The sequence below is a fragment of the Haloarcula montana genome (assembly GCF_035666295.1).
In the GTDB taxonomy this organism is placed as follows: Archaea; Halobacteriota; Halobacteria; order Halobacteriales; family Haloarculaceae; genus Haloarcula; species Haloarcula montana.
Genome location: NZ_CP142027.1, coordinates 653,011 through 670,355 on the forward strand (window position 1 = coordinate 653,011; position 17,345 = coordinate 670,355).

At 66.6% G+C, this 17,345-nt stretch carries 18 protein-coding genes; 8 read left to right on the forward strand and 10 right to left on the reverse strand.

Going from position 1 to position 17,345, the window contains the following annotated elements:
* The first annotated feature begins 246 nt into the window (after window positions 1-246).
* Both VJ109_RS03430 and VJ109_RS03435 read left to right on the forward strand, forming a co-directional pair.
* Window positions 247-522 (forward strand): PadR family transcriptional regulator, encoded by a 276-nt coding sequence (locus tag VJ109_RS03430; protein WP_276180396.1) that lies wholly within the window; start codon window positions 247-249, stop codon window positions 520-522.
* 141 nt (window positions 523-663) lie between these two features.
* Window positions 664-1,779: a KaiC domain-containing protein gene (locus VJ109_RS03435; protein WP_324759008.1), complete on the forward strand. Its 1,116-nt coding sequence runs from the start codon at window positions 664-666 to the stop codon at window positions 1,777-1,779.
* Window positions 1,780-1,786: 7 nt separating this feature from the next.
* Here VJ109_RS03435 and VJ109_RS03440 read toward each other — a convergent pair whose 3' ends face one another.
* Window positions 1,787-2,488 carry a DUF4013 domain-containing protein gene (locus VJ109_RS03440; protein WP_324759009.1) on the reverse strand — a complete coding sequence of 234 codons (702 nt, stop codon included), beginning with the start codon at window positions 2,486-2,488 and terminating at the stop codon, window positions 1,787-1,789.
* Window positions 2,489-2,591: 103 nt separating this feature from the next.
* Between VJ109_RS03440 and VJ109_RS03445 the strand changes: the two genes are divergently transcribed.
* On the forward strand, window positions 2,592-3,035 hold the full coding sequence (locus VJ109_RS03445; protein ID WP_324759010.1) for a universal stress protein: 444 nt from the start codon (window positions 2,592-2,594) through the stop codon (window positions 3,033-3,035).
* On the opposite strand, the gene VJ109_RS03450 is transcribed toward VJ109_RS03445, so the two are convergent.
* Together VJ109_RS03450 and VJ109_RS03455 are read right to left on the reverse strand one after the other, a co-directional pair.
* Entirely contained in the window at window positions 3,036-3,467 is a 432-nt protein-coding gene (locus VJ109_RS03450; RefSeq protein WP_324759012.1) for a universal stress protein, read from the reverse strand.
* Window positions 3,468-3,514: 47 nt separating this feature from the next.
* A complete protein-coding gene (locus VJ109_RS03455) occupies window positions 3,515-4,210 on the reverse strand; it encodes a hypothetical protein (RefSeq protein ID WP_324759014.1) in 696 nt (231 codons plus the stop codon).
* Window positions 4,211-4,465: 255 nt separating this feature from the next.
* Between VJ109_RS03455 and VJ109_RS03460 the strand changes: the two genes are divergently transcribed.
* Window positions 4,466-5,329 carry a class 1 fructose-bisphosphatase gene (locus tag VJ109_RS03460; protein ID WP_324759016.1) on the forward strand — a complete coding sequence of 288 codons (864 nt, stop codon included), beginning with the start codon at window positions 4,466-4,468 and terminating at the stop codon, window positions 5,327-5,329.
* 12 nt (window positions 5,330-5,341) lie between these two features.
* Here the strand turns inward: VJ109_RS03460 and VJ109_RS03465 are convergent, their stop codons facing one another.
* Complete coding sequence (locus VJ109_RS03465) at window positions 5,342-7,162, reverse strand: ATP-binding protein (protein ID WP_324759018.1); 1,821 nt, start codon at window positions 7,160-7,162, stop codon at window positions 5,342-5,344.
* Window positions 7,163-7,288: 126 nt separating this feature from the next.
* Here VJ109_RS03465 and VJ109_RS03470 point away from each other — a divergent pair, with 126 nt between their 5' ends.
* Both VJ109_RS03470 and VJ109_RS03475 read left to right on the forward strand, forming a co-directional pair.
* The gene (locus VJ109_RS03470) at window positions 7,289-8,071 is read left to right on the forward strand and encodes an endonuclease/exonuclease/phosphatase family protein (protein ID WP_324759020.1); all 783 of its coding nucleotides are present in this window, start codon (window positions 7,289-7,291) and stop codon (window positions 8,069-8,071) included.
* A gap of 47 nt (window positions 8,072-8,118) precedes the next feature.
* Window positions 8,119-8,457: a DUF7113 family protein gene (locus VJ109_RS03475; protein ID WP_324759022.1), complete on the forward strand. Its 339-nt coding sequence runs from the start codon at window positions 8,119-8,121 to the stop codon at window positions 8,455-8,457.
* 15 nt (window positions 8,458-8,472) lie between these two features.
* Here the strand turns inward: VJ109_RS03475 and VJ109_RS03480 are convergent, their stop codons facing one another.
* Window positions 8,473-9,723, reverse strand: coding sequence for a DNA double-strand break repair nuclease NurA (locus tag VJ109_RS03480; RefSeq protein ID WP_324759024.1), 1,251 nt, complete (start codon window positions 9,721-9,723; stop codon window positions 8,473-8,475).
* A gap of 117 nt (window positions 9,724-9,840) precedes the next feature.
* Between VJ109_RS03480 and VJ109_RS03485 the strand changes: the two genes are divergently transcribed.
* A complete protein-coding gene (locus tag VJ109_RS03485; protein ID WP_324759026.1) occupies window positions 9,841-10,770 on the forward strand; it encodes a sodium:calcium antiporter in 930 nt (309 codons plus the stop codon).
* Between the two features lies 1 nt (window position 10,771).
* Here VJ109_RS03485 and VJ109_RS03490 read toward each other — a convergent pair whose 3' ends face one another.
* Window positions 10,772-11,164: a DUF7522 family protein gene (locus VJ109_RS03490; protein WP_324759028.1), complete on the reverse strand. Its 393-nt coding sequence runs from the start codon at window positions 11,162-11,164 to the stop codon at window positions 10,772-10,774.
* A gap of 112 nt (window positions 11,165-11,276) precedes the next feature.
* On the opposite strand from VJ109_RS03490, the gene gpmI reads away from it, so the two are divergent.
* On the forward strand, window positions 11,277-12,836 hold the full coding sequence (gene gpmI, locus VJ109_RS03495; protein WP_324759029.1) for a 2,3-bisphosphoglycerate-independent phosphoglycerate mutase: 1,560 nt from the start codon (window positions 11,277-11,279) through the stop codon (window positions 12,834-12,836).
* Between the two features lie 20 nt (window positions 12,837-12,856).
* On the opposite strand, the gene VJ109_RS03500 is transcribed toward gpmI, so the two are convergent.
* From VJ109_RS03500 to VJ109_RS03515, 4 genes are all read right to left on the reverse strand, one after another.
* Complete coding sequence (locus VJ109_RS03500; protein WP_324759031.1) at window positions 12,857-13,504, reverse strand: RNA 2'-phosphotransferase; 648 nt, start codon at window positions 13,502-13,504, stop codon at window positions 12,857-12,859.
* A 38-nt stretch (window positions 13,505-13,542) separates the two neighbouring features.
* Window positions 13,543-14,841, reverse strand: coding sequence for a hypothetical protein (locus VJ109_RS03505; RefSeq protein WP_324759034.1), 1,299 nt, complete (start codon window positions 14,839-14,841; stop codon window positions 13,543-13,545).
* Window positions 14,842-14,950: 109 nt separating this feature from the next.
* Complete coding sequence (nadC, locus tag VJ109_RS03510; RefSeq protein ID WP_324759035.1) at window positions 14,951-15,757, reverse strand: carboxylating nicotinate-nucleotide diphosphorylase; 807 nt, start codon at window positions 15,755-15,757, stop codon at window positions 14,951-14,953.
* Window positions 15,757-17,343 (reverse strand): L-aspartate oxidase, encoded by a 1,587-nt coding sequence (locus VJ109_RS03515; protein ID WP_324759037.1) that lies wholly within the window; start codon window positions 17,341-17,343, stop codon window positions 15,757-15,759. The genes nadC and VJ109_RS03515 overlap by 1 nt, the downstream gene beginning before the upstream one ends.
* Window positions 17,344-17,345 lie beyond the last annotated feature (2 nt).

The window sequence follows — 17,345 nt, forward strand, 5'->3', positions numbered from 1 at the left end:
GGGACACAGCAAGCTCCGTGAGGAGGAAACACACGGATCGGCGTGGGTTTCTGTTACAGCAACGACAGCAGTTCCAGTTCGGATACATACCCGCCGATACCGGCCACAGTATCTCCGGAAGTCGAAGTTAGATTTAGCAACCGAGTATCGAGAACTACCGGACTGAGGGAGATAACTACTTGGTAAGTAGGTTACCCGTATACCATGAATATTGATATGTATGGCGCCAAAACAATTCGGAGAGGAATGTACGATCTGACCGGATTCCAACGAGATCTGTTGTACGTGATCGCTGGCCTCGACGAACCACACGGACTCGCGATCAAAGAGGAATTAGAGCACTACTACGAAGGCGATGTCAACCACGGCCGTCTCTATCCCAATCTCGATACACTCGTCGAGAAGGGACTCATCGAAAAAGGGGAACTCGACCGCCGGACGAACTTCTACACACTGACGAAGCGTGGCCAGCGTGAACTGGACGCACGCAACGACTGGGAAGCACAGTACGTCTCGGCGTAGTGGCGCCAGTGGGTTCTGTTCCGCTATCGGAAGCGAGTGGCTACCTGTCGACAGCGAACAGCGAATAGCGACAGCAAGGTTATATCAGGCTCCACGAAAACTCTGGAGTATGGTGCGTCTCCGCGGTCGGTGGTCGGACGCATGAGCGACGACGACTCCACAGAACAGGAGGACGGTGACTGGTTCGAAGAGGCAATCGAGGAGTCGGACGACGAGTCCAGCGACCGAGTCGGTGGTGACGACGCCGACCCCTTCGAGGAGGGAACTGACGGTTCCGAGAGCACCGGCGGCGGGACGAGCGAGAGCCCCGACGAGGAGAGCGGCAGTCCCTTCGGCGATAGCGGCAGTGAGAGTCCGTTTGACGATAGCGGCAGTGAGAGTCCGTTCGACGGGGGCGGCGGCGACAGTCCGTTCGGTGACAGTGGTGGTGACAGTCCCTTCGACGACAGTGGTGGAGAGGAAGAAGGCGGTCTGTTCGACGACGACTTCGCGTCCGCGTTCGATTCAGCCGGGGGCGGAGACGGCAGTGGCGGCGAGTTCGAAGACGAAGATTTCGATTCGGACATCCCGCGGATCGATATCGGTATCGAGGGGCTCGACCGGATGATCCAGGGCGGGATTCCCGAACGTCACCTCGTCGTCACGGTCGGTTCTGCAGGGACCGGGAAGACGACGTTCGGGCTCCAGTTTCTCCATCACGGGCTGGAGATCGGCGAGAGTTGCATCTTCATCACGCTCGAACAGTCCTACGAGTCGATCATGGACACCGCTAACGACCGGGACTGGGAGTTCGAGCAGTACGAAGCCAACGATCAACTCGCTGTCATCGACTTAGACCCCGTCGAGATGGCAAACAGCCTCGACAACATCCGCGGGGAACTCCCGCGGTTGATCGAGGACTTCGACGCCGACCGGCTTGTGCTCGACTCCGTGTCGCTGCTGGAGATGATGTACGACGACCAGGCCAAGCGCCGTACCGAGGTGTTCGACTTCACCCGAGCGCTGAAAAACGCCGGCGTGACGACGATGCTGACCTCGGAAGCCAGCGAGGACAACGCCTACGCCTCCCGGCACGGGATCATCGAGTATCTGACCGACGCTGTCTTCATCCTCCAGTACGTCCGCTCGGAGACCAGAGAGACGCGACTGGCCGTCGAGATCCAGAAGATCAGGAACGCCAACCACTCACGCGAGACCAAACCCTACGAGATCACGATGGAGGGGATCAGCGTCTACCAGCAGGCGAATATTTTCTGAGCGGCGTTCAGACTGCGGCCGCCGCGGAGGGTTCGGTCTCGTCGGATCGTTTCATCACGTCGTTGTAGCCACCGGCCCACAGCTCCGCGGCGACGACGTATGCGTAAAACGAGAAGAACGGCCCGATGATCGCTCCGAGTCCGGGCACCACGTTGAGGACACTGACGGCGATACCGGCCGCGAACAAGATCCCGACCGAGATGAGCCACGGGACCGCGTAGTCCGACGACAGCGCCAGTTTCCGGAGCGCTCCGATGTCGAAGGCGGCACCGAGGCTATCCTCACAGGCGAAGTTGACGATCGCCGCGACGGCGAAGTAGCCAAACACGAGCGAGAGGATCCCCGAGATGACGAACCCGCCCAGCAGGCTCGCCATCCCGAGGCCGGCTCCCGCATCGGTACCGGTCAGGAACCCCATGATCGCCGTGCCGACTGTGAGGGCGAACACACCGACGGGGATGATCATGTAGACCAGCCCGATGACTGTCGCCTTCAGTCCGTCGACGAGGAGCTCTCCCCACTCGTCGAACACCGGCGGTTCGGTCGCGCCTGCGGCGCGCTCGCGGATCGCCCGGACGACGTATCCGCTGACCAGGATCCCCGGAACGATCAGGAAGCTGAACAACACGAGCAGACCGCCGATGATGACCGTCTTTACCCACTCGTCGCTCTCCATCGGATAGCGCAGTGAGTCTTCACTGAAGCTCATGTTACGGATACATACTTTACACCCACATAACCTTTTGTGTCGTGTCACCGATCCGCATTCACGACCGACAACAGTTAACTCACGTCCGGTCGAGACGCCCGATATGGTTCTGTTAGTTCCGTTCGACGGGTCGGATCTGTCCGCGGCAGCGCTCGAACGAGCGACCGAGTTCGCCGCCTACCGGGACGAGGAGGTACTAGTGTTGAGCGTGGTCCCGCAAGCCCCGGAGTTCGCGCTGGAACGGGGCTGGCTCAACGCTGACGAGACGTTCAGCACCGAGCTGGTCGCGGATAAGCTCGAAACACAGGTCCACGAGATCGCCCCCGACGCACGCTTCCGCTGTGAAGTTCCGGAGGACGTGAGTTCGATGGCGTCGCTCACCACCGATGTCGTTCGGACGATCCGAGCCGTCGCCAACGAAGTGAACGCCTCGATCCTCTTCATCGGCAGCGAGAACGCCGGCCGGGTGTCGACGCCGGTCACGAGCGTCGGTGCGCCGGTCTCGGAGGACCCCCAGTACGACGTTCACATCGTCAGACACGCCTGATCAGCGGACGACCGTCACCGGAACCGTCGCCCGTCGGACGACGATCTCCGCGACGCTTCCGAGGAGAATACGGGAGACGCCGGAGCGGCCGTGACTCCCCATCACGATGTGGTCGATGTCGTTGTCCTCGGCGTAGTCGACGATGGTCTTCGTGGGGCGGCCGACCTCCAGCGCGTGCTCGGTCTCGCCGCCGCCCGCAGCACGGATCGTCTCATCGAGTTTGTCGAACAGTTCCTCGGCCGTGCGCTCCTGTTGTTCGTACCACTGCTCGGAGAAGGAGGGGACCGATGCCTGGGCGCTGTAGCCCGCCTCTGCGGGATTGATGACGTGTAACAACACCAGCGTCGCGTCCGGAAACTCCTCGGCGGCGAACTCACAGGCGTGTGCTGCCCCGTCGGACCCGTCGACGGGAACGAGGATGCGCTTTCCCATACAGTACGTGGTCACGCCGTCGGGCTTGAACCTTTGGCCCGAGAGCACTACAATTCCGAGAGCACTCGGAGGACGAGTTGAAGGATGTGGATGAACACACCCATCACGGCGATGTAAATGCCGATGGCGTTGAGCAGGTCACTGGCGTACTGGTCGGTCTTGAGCGCCCAGATCTCGTAGACGAGGTCGGCGAGGAACCCGAGGAAGAAGAACACGCCCGCGACGACGACGAAGGCCGGCGCGGCGAAGTACGCGACCGCCCCGACGACGAAGCCGCCGCCGAAACAGACGTACGAGTACAGTTGCCAGCGCGAGAAGTCGTGGTCCGTCTTGAACACGATGACGGCGGCGACAGCGGTGATGAGGCCGGTGACGACCGCGGTGATCCCCAGCGCAGGCGCTCGGATCGACGCGGGTGCGACCAGGAGAATCGCCGAGCCGAGCAGCCCGTAGCCAGTCTGTGTCAGGGCCACGCCGGCACCAGCAAGCGGCATGTTTCCGCTCTCAGTCCCCTTTCCAGCCAGCCAGTAACCGCCGCCCACCGTCACGAGGAAGACGGCGATGCCGATGAAGAAGTTCGAGAACAGCACGGCCCCCAACTCCGCTATCGGGGTATACGAGAGGGCGAGCATCAACAGGACGTTGACGACAACCAGTGCGGACGCGATACCCGCGACTTTGTTGACGTTGGTCGTCGCTGTCGGCTGTGCACTGACCGATCCGTAACCGCCGGGTTCCGCCATATTCGGTTTTCTCACTGTCGTCGTACTTGTAACTTAATAGACCGCGCCCGTAATCCAGGCCGGTTCTCGGAAGCCAGGTTCGGACGACGGTGTGGCCCGCTCGCTGCCAGCGTTCGGGATCGCTTGACAGACAGCGTGGTCCGGGGAGTCGGGAGAGTTACGTGGCTATCACGTCAACGGGGAAGCGATGCGCTATCAGGCCGCGGCAGTCGACGACGAAACGACCGACGACACTCCGGTAGCGGGGGGTCGTCGATGACGGCCTACGAACCGGGCGGGGACGCCGTCGACCGGATCGTCGACAGCATCGCCGAGACGGCGACGGCGGTCCGGGACGGACTCGCCAGCGACCGGACCGCGAAGGTCGGAACGAACCCCAGCGGCGAGCGCCAGGAGGCCGCCGACGTCCGCGCGGACGAGTTGTTCGAGGAGGCACTGTTGGCCCACGAGGAGGTGGGGACCTACGCCAGCGAGGAGCGCCAGGAACTCGTCGACGGTGGGTCGGGGGAGTACCACATCGCACTCGACCCGCTGGATGGCTCCTCGAACCTCCGGTCGAACAACGCGATGGGGACCGTCTTCGGCATCTACGACGCGCCGCTGCCCGCGAAAGGACGCGACCTCGTCACTGCCGGGTTCGTCCTCTACGGGCCGATCACGACGATGGTCGTCGCCCGCGACGGCGTCGTCGCCGACTACCTCATCGAGGGAGAGACCCCGGAGCGACTCGCCGACGACGTCACGCTCCCCGAGGACCCCGACATCTACGGGTTCGGCGGGTTCGTCCCCGACTGGCCGGACGATTTCACGGCCTTCGCCCGGGAGATCGAACAGGAACTGAAACTCCGCTACGGCGGCGCGATGATCGCCGACATCAACCAGTTGCTCACCTACGGCGGCATCTTCGCGTATCCGGGACTAAAGAGCAACCCGAACGGGAAACTTCGCCTCCAGTTCGAGGGCAACCCTATCGCCTTCGTCTTCGAGGCGGCCGGTGGGGCCTCCTCCGACGGCACACAGTCGATGCTCGATATCGAACCCGAGGGGTTCCACCAGCGGTGTCCGCTCCACGTCGGCAACACCGAACTCATCGAGCGACTGGAAGCGAGCCTGGAGTAGCCGGGCCGTCGGTCACTCTCGCCCGTGGCGGGTTACACACGTCGAGAGACCGATCAGCTCGACGGGCTCGGAGTTGTCCGGCGAGTACACCACCCGCTGACCTTTCTCCATGTAGGGGACCTTCGATTCGAGGTTCGTGGGGATATTCACCGCGGAGATCGCGTCGTCGTCGCCCAGGTTCAACACCATCGTCGTGTTGATCTGTTTGAACACCGAATCCGCGATGTCCTGGGGGTCCTGCGTGATGAGATACAGCCCGAGCCGTTCCTTGCGGCCCTGTTTCGCCGCTTCGGTGAACTTCCCGATGACCTTCCGGGCCTGGACGCTATCGGCGTCTGTCAGGAAGTTGTGGGCCTCGTCCATCCCCAACACGAGGGGCGTCTCCTTGATGCGGTCGTAGGTCGGGTCGTTCGAGAGCTTCTGGTCGATGAGCAGGCTGGACACCGCCAGCACGACCGTCGAGGCCGTCCGCGAGTCGGAGATGTGGTAGGTCGGGATGACCGTCAGCCCGCCCGCGCGGACGAACTGTGAGATCTGGTCGGTAATCGGGCGGGCGTCCTGATCGAAGACGGCCCCGAACCCACGCACGCGGCGCTTGACCGCGTCGAAGGTCGCCTCGTGGATGTCGCCGGTTTCGTCGAGTTCCTCCTTGAGCGCCGGGTCGTTGAGGAACGTCAGGAACTGGTCGTAGGTCGCCTCCCGGCCGTACTCTCGCTTGAAGCGCGGCAAGAGCGTGTTCACGAGGGCGCCGTACTGGTTGTCGTTGAGGCTGGAGCCGGCGATGAGCCACGGGTTCTCGTGGACCAACGAGAACGGAACGGTGAACTCGACCTGCTCGGCGCGGTGGTGGCTGGCGCTGTAGTCGGCCCCGGCGACTTTCGGAACGAACGCGATGGTGTCGTCGTAGCCGCCCGTCGCGACCCCCTCCCGTTCACAGCGGCGGGCGAACTCGTCGGTCATCGCGGGGTTGTCGTCGTGCATCTGTGCGTACTCGTCCTGGGGGTCGAACTGGACGACGGCCAGTTCCGGGGAGCGATCGTCGGTCATCTCGTATGTCCGCCCGAGATACTGCCGGAGGACGTTCTTCGAGGCGTGCGTCTTCCCCGACCCCGTCCCGCCGGCCACGAGCGTGTGCCGGAAGACGAGCGGGTCGCCGTCGTCGTAGCTGTCTTTCAACCGGTAGTCGATCGTCGGTGGCTCCGCGGCGGTCCGGACCTTCTCGCCGCCGACCGAGAGGTGACCCAGGAAGACGCCGTCTTCGGGGATCTTCAGCCCGGTCTTGATCTCGCTCTTGTCGGTGGCCTCCCGGACCACCGTCTCCGGTTTCGGGACCCGATCGGTCATCCGCCGTTTGAGGTCGTCGCCGTCCGAATAGAGGACTGCGACCGGGTCCAACTCGGCGATGAACTTGAAGTCCTGTTCGTCGATCCCCTGCTCGCGCATCGCTCGCCGGGCGTGGATCTCTGTAGCGTCGTCGGCCCGGAACTCCTGGGCGTACTCTAAGGCAGTGATCCGACAGAACAGCCGCTCGCCGTCGGGATAGGGGACCAGGAGGTACGTGCCGAGCCGGACCGCCGAGCGGTTCGCGGCGGTGACGTAGGCGAGCAGGAGCGATTCGTCTTCCTCCTCGCTGATCCGGAGCCCGTTGGTCGCCGAGAGCACGCCGAGCCCGCTGTCGGGGTCGGCCGGCGAGACCTCCATCGGCTCGAAGGCGCTGTCGGGTTCCGCCTCCTCGGCTGCGCGGTCGGTCTCGGCGGCCGGAGCCTCGGCCGTGTCCTCGTCGGTCGGCCCGTCGTCGGCGTCGAAATCCGTGAAATCCCCGAGGTCTGACATGCTCTCATCGAGGGTGGCGGGGAACTAACGCCTTTCCCTGCCCGGGCGGGCACGGAGACATTCGGTGGAGGGGGACAGTCAGTCCGGAACTGGAACCCTTACCACGGAGGGCGCCACAGCACAGATATGAACCGGGTGCGGGTGGCGTCGTTCAACGTACGGTACGACGCCGCCAGCGACGGCAGGGACAACTGGGCACACCGCCGGCGGCTGGTGGCCGGGACGATCCGGTACCACGCCCCCGCCGTCGTCGGCGTCCAGGAGGCGATGACACACCAGCTTCGGGAACTGCAGTCGATGCTCCCGGAGTACGACTGGGTCGGCGACCCGCGGGACAGCGTCGCCAGTGGCGGCGAGCACACCGCCATCGGCTACCGGACCGACCGCTTCGACTGCGTCGCGACGGGGACGTTCTGGCTCTCGGAGACCCCCGACGAACCGGGCAGCGTCGGCTGGGACGGGGCGTATCCCCGCGTGGCGACCTGGGCTCGGTTGGCCGACGGCGACCCCCTCGTCGTGGTCAACACCCACCTCGACCACAAGGGCGAGCAGGCCCGCCGGCGCGGGGTCGATCTGGTACTGGAGCGACTGGACACCCTCGTCGACGGCGAACCGGCCGTCCTCCAGGGGGACTTCAACTGCGTCGTCGGTGACCCCGCCTACGAGCGTGCGGCGGGTCGGTCGCTGTCCGACGGCCGAACGCTCGCGGACACGCGGTCCCTGACAGACCACCGTCACGGACCGACGACGACACGGACCGACTTCCACGACCTACTCCCCGAGATGGGCATCGACCACGTGTTCGCCACGGACGACCTCGACGTGACGAGCCACGCCGTCTGTACGGACCGGGACGACGACCACTACCCGTCGGATCACCTCCCCGTCGTCGTCGACCTCCGTCGGTGACGCCGTCCGGAGAGAGCCTTTTGTCGCTGTGGTCCCTACGTGAGGGTATGCTCCACATCCGCGGATCGGCCGGCGGTACCGGGTTGACCGGGACCCTGTACGAACCCGGTGAGTCGCCACCGTCGTTCAAGGGCGCACCGGACGGCGGCGCTCCCTACGTCTGGGTGTGTGACGCCTTCTACGAGGTCGAGAGCGGTGGCCAGACGCAATCGATCGGCGACCGCGAGGTCAACGTCGCCTTCGAGTCGCCGATGCCACAGGGGTTCGAGGACCGCGATACCGCTATCGAGGCGGCCAAAGACCACGTCCGGACACAGTTCGCCCGGCTCGGCGTGACCGAGGCCGCGGTCGAGGTGACCGTCCTGCAAGCCGAGGAAGCGCAGTAGTCCGGCACCGAGAGATCAGAAGGCTTCTTCGACGGCGCCCCAGCGCAAGTCGTCGTAGCCCCGCTCCCGGTCGGTGTCGAAAGCGCGTTCGATGCGGCGCGTGAGTTCCTCGCCGCCCTGACGGTCGATCCCGGCGAGTTCATCGGCCTTCGAGACGGCCAGAGGAGGACCGCGCTCGGCCGCGACATCGTGGAGCACCTGCCGGGCGAGTCGCTCCCGACAGTCGGGGTCCCGTGTGAACGCGTAGGGAGCCTCCACGCGAAAGACGAGATCGTTGCGCGGGTCGTAACAGACGAAGAACGTGACCTCGTAGGCCTCGGGGTCCAGTTCCCGCTCGATGCCCAGCGCGTTCCCGTCGGCCGCCATGACCCCGTCGGTGCCCGCCCGCGAGCGGAACCAGTTCGTACAGGTGAGCGCGTCGGTCCGCCGCTCGCCGTCGTCGTCGCGCCGTTCGAGTACCCGCCGGAAGAAGGCGGCGTCGTCGACCCACGGCGCGTTGGTCTTGCGGCGAACCGCGCGGGTCAGGGCCTTCGTCGAGGAGTTCTTGACGAAGCCGATCAGGGGGACGCCCCGCTCGACGAACCGTTCGACGAGTTCGACGTAGTTGCCGACGACGGTCTTCGGGCGGTCGTCCTCGGCCAGCAGGTCGGCCAGTTCCGTCTCGCGGTCCGCCCAGCGCAGGAGGCCGGTCGGGTAGATCGGCCCGTCGAGGACGAACAGGTCCTCGACCATGTCTGCGTTCGTCAGCGCGTGCTCGCTCTCGGCGAGATACAGCGCCAGCGCGTGGACGACCCGCTGCTCGTAACGGTCGACCTGCGGGGCGTTCAGGACTCGGCGTTTCGCGTAGCCCCGATCGTCGACCGCCCAGTCCTCGGAGAGTGAGACCGTGGCATCGTTGGAGTGGACCGCCATGATGATCGTCCGCCCGCGGTGGAGTTCGACATCCGAAGGAACCGCACTCATCGCCGCCTGGGCGACATCCAGCACCAGGCCGTTCTTGAACGTCGTCGGGTTGATCGTCCCCGAGTCGAGTCCGTGCTGTGTGGGAAAGGGTGGGTCCGTCAGTGCGATGTCGTCGATCGGGACCTTCCGGCGGCGTCGGTCGCCCATCGGAGTCAGGATCTCGTCGCCATCGTGATAGAGCGGGTCCAGAAAGTCCTCCCACACCCGCTGGGCGGCGGCGTCGTGATCGCTCGTCTCGACGGTCTGGCGCACCTGGCGTGCGAGGTGCGCGATGCCGTCGACGTGTACCGGGTCCAGGGTCATGGCGGTTGTTCGACGGCGGGGAGGTAAGGCTTTGGTGGGACATTTTAGGGACCGCCGGCCGACTGCGGGAGTATGAACCTGGGCAGACGGCACCGTGTCGGAGGGAGACACTGACTCGTGTTGTTCGACGGTCTCTTCGTCGCTGTGGCGGTCGTGGGACTGTGGATCGGTGCCGAACAGTTCGTCACCGGCGCGAGTCGGGCGGCCCGCCGGCTCGGCGTCCCCGGACTCGTCGTCGGGCTGACCGTCGTGGCCTTCGGGACCTCCGCGCCGGAGTTCGCGGTCACTCTCGACGCCGCGCTCTCGGGACGGCCGGACGTCTCGGTCGCGAACGTCGTCGGCTCGAACGTCCTGAATCTGGGCTTCATTCTGGGCGGGGTCGCGCTGGTCCGCTCGCTGCCCATCGGTCGTGACCTCGTCCGGCGGGACAGCACACTGCTCGTCGGGACCACGCTCCTGTTGCTCGTGGTCCTCCGCGATCTCCGAGTGAGCCGCGGGGACGGGCTCGTGCTGTTCGGTGTCCTGGTGGCTTATCTCGTGGTCCTGGCGCGTGCGGGCTCGTCGGGCACCGGCGAGGACCGTCCGACGAGCCAGCCGTTCGGCTGGCTCGACCTCGGCCGGTTGGTCGGCGGGCTGGGACTGGTCGTCGGCGGGGCGCATCTGCTGGTCACGTCGGCGGTCGACATCGCGCTGGCCGTCGGCATCTCCGAGTGGGTCATCGGCGTGACCGTCGTTGCGGCCGGTACCTCGATCCCGGAGTTCGCGACCTCCGTCGCCGCCGTCCGTCAGGGACGGGTCGGCATCTCCGCCGGAAACATCGTCGGAAGCTGCGTGTTCAACACGCTCGGCGTCCTGGGACTGGCCGCCGCGGTCCAGCCACTCCCCGTCGCTGGGGCCGCTATCGGGACGACGCTGTGGCTGCTGGGGTTGACTGTCCTCGTGACGGTGCTGTTCTACACGAACGAACTGCTCTCGCGGGTGGAAGGTGCTATCTTGGTCGCACTCAACGCGGTGAACTGGGTACTGGATTTCGTCGTCTACGGGTAGTTCACTCCTCGCCGGACTGGTCACGCAGGAGTTTGTCGATGGCGTCGGCGATCTCCTCGTAGGAGTTCATCGAGAGTCCGTCTGTCGTGATGAGCACGCCCTGACGCTGTGTCGCCACCCGGAGGAGATAGCCGTTCTCGAAGGCCCGAACGGTAAAGCGATAATCGCCGAGTTCGGACTCCTGGTAGGCGTTCTCGGTCTGTTTGTACCCCTGCCACTCGTGGCCGACGAAGTCGTTGAGGTCGGCGTCACGTTCGAGGTCCTCCCGCAGATAGAGCTGTTCGTAGTCGGCGCGAGTGAAATAGGTGACAGAGCGCAGTGAGTCGCCGGTCGCCGTCCGGGCGGTGGTGACGATACTGTCGGCGAGCTCGTCCGAGAGGATATCTGGGCTCATAGCCGGACGGAGACGTTCCACCCTATTAATATCGAGGTTCCCGGCACCCTCGACGACCACGGGACGGTACGTGACCGAAGCCCTCTTTTGGGTCTCCGGCGAGGGTCCACCCATGCACGTCGGTCTCGTCATCCTCGACGGCTGGGGGCTCAATCCGGACGAAGACACGCGGGACGCCGTCGCCGCGGCCGCGACACCGAACTTCGACCGCTACTGGGACGACGGTGCCCACTCGACGCTCGCGACCCACGGTCGCCGGGTCGGTCTCCCGGAGGGGCAGATGGGCAACTCCGAGGTCGGCCACCTCAACATCGGCGCCGGCCGGATCGTCAAACAGGACTCGGCCCGGATCACCGACAGCATCGCCCGCTCGCGCGGCGAGAGTGCGCCCGACGACGACGCAGACGACCCCCCGTTCTTCGAGAACGAGACGGTCCTGTCGGCCTTCGAGTACGCCGACGATCACGACGGCCGCGTCCACTTCATGGGGCTGGTCTCCGACGGCGGCGTCCACTCGTATCAGGACCACCTCCACGCGCTGATCGAACTGGCCGGCCAGCGCGGGACCGAGGCGGTCACCCACGCCTTCACCGACGGCCGAGACACCTCCCCGACCGGGGGCGAACAGTACCTCACGGACCTGCAGACCCACGCCGAGGCCCACGGGACGGGCCACGTCGCGACCGTCTGTGGCCGCTACTACGCGATGGATCGGGACCAGAACTGGGACCGGACCCGCCGGGCCTACGACGCCATCGTCGAGCGGGCCGGCGATCACCACGCCAACGATCCCGTCACGGCCGCCACGAGTTCCTACGAACGGGACGATACCGACGAGTTCATCGAGCCCACGACGGTCGGGGACCACCCCGGACTGGCCGACGGCGACGCGGTCCTCTTCTTCAATTTCCGGGCCGACCGCGCCCGTCAGCTCACGCGGATGCTCGGGGACATCCGCCCGGAGGACTGGGGCGCGGACACTACCCCGCCGGAGACCCGGCTGGTGACGATGACCGAGTACGACGCGACCTTCGACGTGCCCGTCGCCTTCCCACCGAACCAACCCGAAGACGTACTCGGCGAGGTGCTCGCGGCGAACGGGCTCACGCAGGTCCGTCTGGCCGAGTCCGAGAAGTACCCCCACGTCACCTACTTCCTCAACGGTGGCCGCGAGGTGGAGTTCGACGGCGAGATGCGCCGCATCGTCGAGAGCCCCGATGTCCCGACGTACGACCGCCAGCCGGAGATGAGTGCACCCGAACTCGCCGACACCGCCATCGAGTTCATCGAGACCGAGGACCCCGACGCGCTCGTCCTCAACTTCGCGAACCCCGACATGGTCGGCCACACCGGCGACTTCGACGCGGCCGTCGCCGCAGTCGAGGCCGTCGACGAGCAACTGGGCCGCCTGGTCGCGGCGATCAACGCCGCCGGCGGACACGTCCTGCTCTGTGCCGACCACGGCAACGCCGACGACATGGGAACAGTCGAGGACCCACACACCGCCCACACGACCAACCCGGTGCCGTTCGTCTATCTCTCGCCGGACGGCACCGCCGACGGGAGGACCGCCCGCGACGGCGGGACGCTCGCGGACCTGGCCCCGACGATGCTCGCGCTGCTGGGTATCGATCAGCCGGCGGCGATGACCGGCGAGTCGCTCGTCGAGTGACGACAGAACGGTTCCGCGGGCTACAGCGACCGCCGGGAGACGTACCGCGGGGGGACCCGGTCGGTCGTGTAGGTCGCGGTCCCACGTTTGACGATATCGTTGCCCTCGGCCCGCATCGCCGCCGCGTCGACGACCAACACCACGGGGTCCTCGGCGTGGCGCGCACCGACGGCCTGGGCCTCCTCGACACTCTCCGAGAGGTGGACCTTCTGGCGTGACATCGGTCGCAGCCCTTCGTTCATGATCGCGTCGACGTGTCGCGGCGCGGTGCCGTGGTACAGCGTCTCCGGAACCGGCGTGGGTGCCGACGCCAGATCGACCGGGACCGAGTGGCCGTACGCGGCTCTGATACGTTGTTCCCCGCCCGCCTCGTCCAGTTCGAACCGGCCTTTCGGGTCCGTCGCGACGACGCCCTCGACGTGGTCGCGGGTCGCCCAGTCGTAGTTGTCCTCGACCGCACCGACGAGTGCAGCCAGCGGCGTCCACCCGGCCTCGTCGAGTTCGATCCCGGCGTCGTCGGGAAAATGCCGTAGGGCACCGCTGACGAACTTCGAGAGCCGTCGTCGACGGCTGCCGTCCAGGACTTCACGGCCGACCCGGTCACAGACCGGGCACCCCTCCCCCTGGTAGTACCTGTGGGTCTCGCAGGCGAAGATCGGGTCCGGCATGTCCGGGGGTTCGAGCAGGGGGCGGAAAACTCGATCGGTCAGTTCTGGAGTTCGGCGTTGGCCCGTGCGACCTCGTAGCGGATCGCCAGCACGTCGAAGTGGTCCGTCAGTTCTTCCCGAGTCCGACGGATCGACTCGGGATCGCCGGGCGGGAACTCCTCGGCGAGTTCCAGCGCCCGGTCGAGGTCGTCCCGGGCGCTCGATAACAGGTCGTAGGCCGTCTCCTCGTTGCCGGCGTCCCACTCCCAGTCGCCGGCTCTCCGCCGTTCCCGGGCCGACGCCAGCAGCGCCTCGATCAGATCGGCGATGACAGCCTCGCTCTCCGCGCGTGCCGTCTCCTCGCCGCCCTCGAAGGGGCTGTCGCCGCCGGCGACCAACTGCGCGACCGCGCGGTAGCTGTCGAGAGCGCCCTCGAGTGCCGCCACCCGCTCGGTGGGGTCGTCGACTGTCTCGGCCCGTTCGTGGGCGTCTCGGGCGGTCGTCAGCGGGCGCTCGGCGACTGTCGTCGCGAGTTCGGTAGCGGCGGCCAGCCCCTCCTGTGCCGCCTCGTCGTCGATATCGTGTGTCGTCGCCACGTCGGTGGCGTCCTGAAACCGCTCCCGGGCCGTCCGGACCCGGTCGTAACTCTCCTCGTACTGTCGGTCGTCGAGCATCCGGCGGGCCTCGGCGAGGAGTTCCTCGCCGCGGACGACGTTGCGGTCCCGGACGAGCCGATAGAGGTCCGTTTCGAGCCGGTCGATCCGGTCCTCGACGCCATCGAACGGCGCGGCATCGGCCCCCTCACGGGCCGTCTCCAGTGCGGTTTCGGCGTCGGCTCGGTACTGGTCGAACGCGGTCCAGTCGGCCGATTCGAGCGCGTCGGCGAGCGCGTCACAGTGGTCCGACAGCGTATCGAGCGCGGTCCGGACCTCGCCCCAGACGCCACACGCCTCCTGAAGGAAGTCCGCGACCTCGTCGATGTCGGCTTCGCGTGCGGTGAACTCCCAGATCGCCCCGGCGCTGGTCTCGAACTGGAGCCGTGCGGTCAGGAGTTCGGTGACTGCCTCGGCCTCATCGACATCGGCGTACGGGAGTGAGGCGACGTAGTCGCCGTCGGAGCGGGCGGGCGGGTCGCCGACGAGCAGGAGGACGCGACGGTCGGTCAGAGCGGCGACGGCGCCACAGTCCTCGCCGGCGGTAACCTGCGTCGTGTCACCGTCCTCGGTCCGTTCGACGCCGACCCGTCGGTTGGTCAGGAGGTGAAACAGCTGTTCGTCGCTCCCGAGGTACGCGTCCAGCCGGCGCTGGTCGAGAAGATCGTCCACGTCGCTGTCATCGCCCAGGAGTGACGGCCCCATACCTAGCTCTCAGTATCCACTGCGATCTGTCTGCTCTATGTGGAATTTACCCTATGGTTCTGATAAACATACTGGTCCCGCGTGATACTGCCGCCACCGTCAGCCTCGGTTATCCCGTCCGAAAGGAGAGGTCGAGCGTCGGCGCCGAGTGAGTCAACGCACCCATCGAAATCACGTCGACGCCAGTCCCGGCGTAGTCGGGAACGTCCGCAACGGTAATACCACCGCTGGCTTCGGTCAGCACAGGGCCGTCGACGAGGTCCACGGCACGCTCGATCTCGGCGGGCGACATGTTGTCCAACAGGACGATATCCGCGCCGGCCGCGGCCGCTTCGGGTGCCGTCTCCGGCGTCTCGACCTCGACTTCGATCTTCGTCGTGAAGGACGCACGCTCACGGAAGTGATCGACGGCACCCTCTAGTCCCATCTCGGCGACGTGGTTGTCCTTGACCATCACCGTATGCGAGAGGTCCAGCCGGTGGGTGTCCCCGCCGCCGGCAGCGACCGCTCGCTTCTCGATCCCGCGCAGTCCGGGCGTCGTCTTGCGGGTGCAGGCGATCCGTACGTCGCCGTCGACCGCGCGGGCGGCCTCGACGGCCCGTCGGGTCGTCGTCGCCACGCCGGACGCGTGACCAACGAGGTTGACCGCGACCCGCTCGCCGCGCAGCGTCTCGCGAGCGGGGCCGTCGGTCCGCAGGACGACATCGCCGGGGTCGATCCGCTCACCGGCGTCGACCGGCGTTTCGACAGCCACACCGAGATAGTCGAACACCGCCGTCGCGGCCTCCAGGCCGGCGGCGACGCCGGACTCCTTCGCGACGAGTCGCCCCTCGGTCTCCCCCGGAACGTGGTTCGTCACGTCGTGGTGGCCCACGTCCTCCCGGAGCCAGCGCTCAACGTCGGTGTCGGTGAGCATCAGTCGGCGGTCGGCTCCGGCGGCTCGTCGGCCGCCGTGAGGTTGTGGGTCCCGACGCTGGTGTCGTTCTCGGCTGCGTGGCGGGCGACCAACAGCGCCGTGACGCTGGCGTTGCGGAGTTCGTACAGCGACCGGGCGGTCCGAGTCCGCACGTAGGCGTCGACCTCGCCCTTGAGGCGTCGCAAGACGGCCATCGACCGCCCGAGTTCGGCGGGGTCGCGTTCGACGCCGACGTACTCGTCCATCACCCGGCGTAGCCGGTGGAACTTCTCGCGAGCGAAGCTGTCCGGGAGGTCCGGGTCCCGTTCGAGCAGGTCCGGGGCCTCGATGGGCTGGATCGCGTTCCCGGCGGCGTCTTCGCCGGCACGCAACCCCCAGACCAGTCCCTCCAGCAGCGACGTGGAGGCCAGTCGGTTCGCGCCGTGGACACCCGTTCGGGAGCACTCCCCGACGGCGTAGAGCCGGTCGAGCGTCGTCCGGCCGCGGTCGTCGACGGCGACCCCGCCACAGAGGAAGTGTTCGGCGGGCGCGACGGGGATGCCGTCGGTCCAGTCGACGCCGTACTCCTCGCAGCGGTCGGCCAGGCCCGGGAATTCCTCGGCGAAGGCCAGCAGAGAGACATCCAGCCGAACGTCGCCGGTGGCCTCGCGCTCGGCTTTCACGGCGCGGGCGACCACGTCGCGGGGAGCCAGTTCGGCGTCCTCGTGGTAGTCGGGCATGAACCGGTCGCCGTCGCCGTTCCGCAGCAGGCCGCCCTCGCCGCGGACGGCCTCGCTGACCAGGAAGGCGACCGCGTCGTTGCCTGACTCGTCGCTGTCGTCCGACTCGCCGACCACGCAGGCGGTCGGGTGGAACTGGACGTACTCCATGTCCGCGACCTCGGCGCCGGCCAGGGCAGCCATCGCGATGCCGTCGCCGGTGGCGTCGTCGGGGTTGGTCGTCCGCGGATAGAGTTCACCGATGCCACCGGTCGCCAGGACGACGCTGCCAGCGAACCAGGGTTCGACGGCCCCGTCGGACTCCAGCATCGCGCCGTGGACCCGGCCCTCGTGGCGAATCAGGTCCAGCGCGGCGGTGTCGTCCCTGATCTCGACGCCGTCGTGGTCGTCGAGGTAGTTCAGGAAGGGGACGTGGATGTGCTTGCCAGTGGCGGCGTCGACGTGGAGGATGCGGTCCTCGCTGTGGGCGGCCTCGCGGGCATAGTCCAGGTTCGAGGGACTCGCTGGCACCGTCGACGCCCGCTCGTCCGGGTCCGTCGAGCACGGCTCGACGCGGTCGAACTCGACAGCCAGCGTCTCCAGTAACACGTCCTCGACAGCCTCGTTCGCGTTCTCGACGAGCACGTCGACGGCCTCGGGGTCTGCCGTCCCGTCGCTCGCGGTGACGATGTCCCGTTTGAACTGTTCGGGATCATCACGGGAGACGGCGATACCCCCCTGTGCCCACCACGAGGAGGCCCCCTCCGGACGGGTCGCCTTCGTCGCGACGGTCACGTCACTGCCCTCACGAGCGGCCGCGAGTGCTGCCGCCAGCCCGGCGATGCCCGAGCCGACGACCAGCACGTCGGTAGTATTGTGGTCGGTCATGG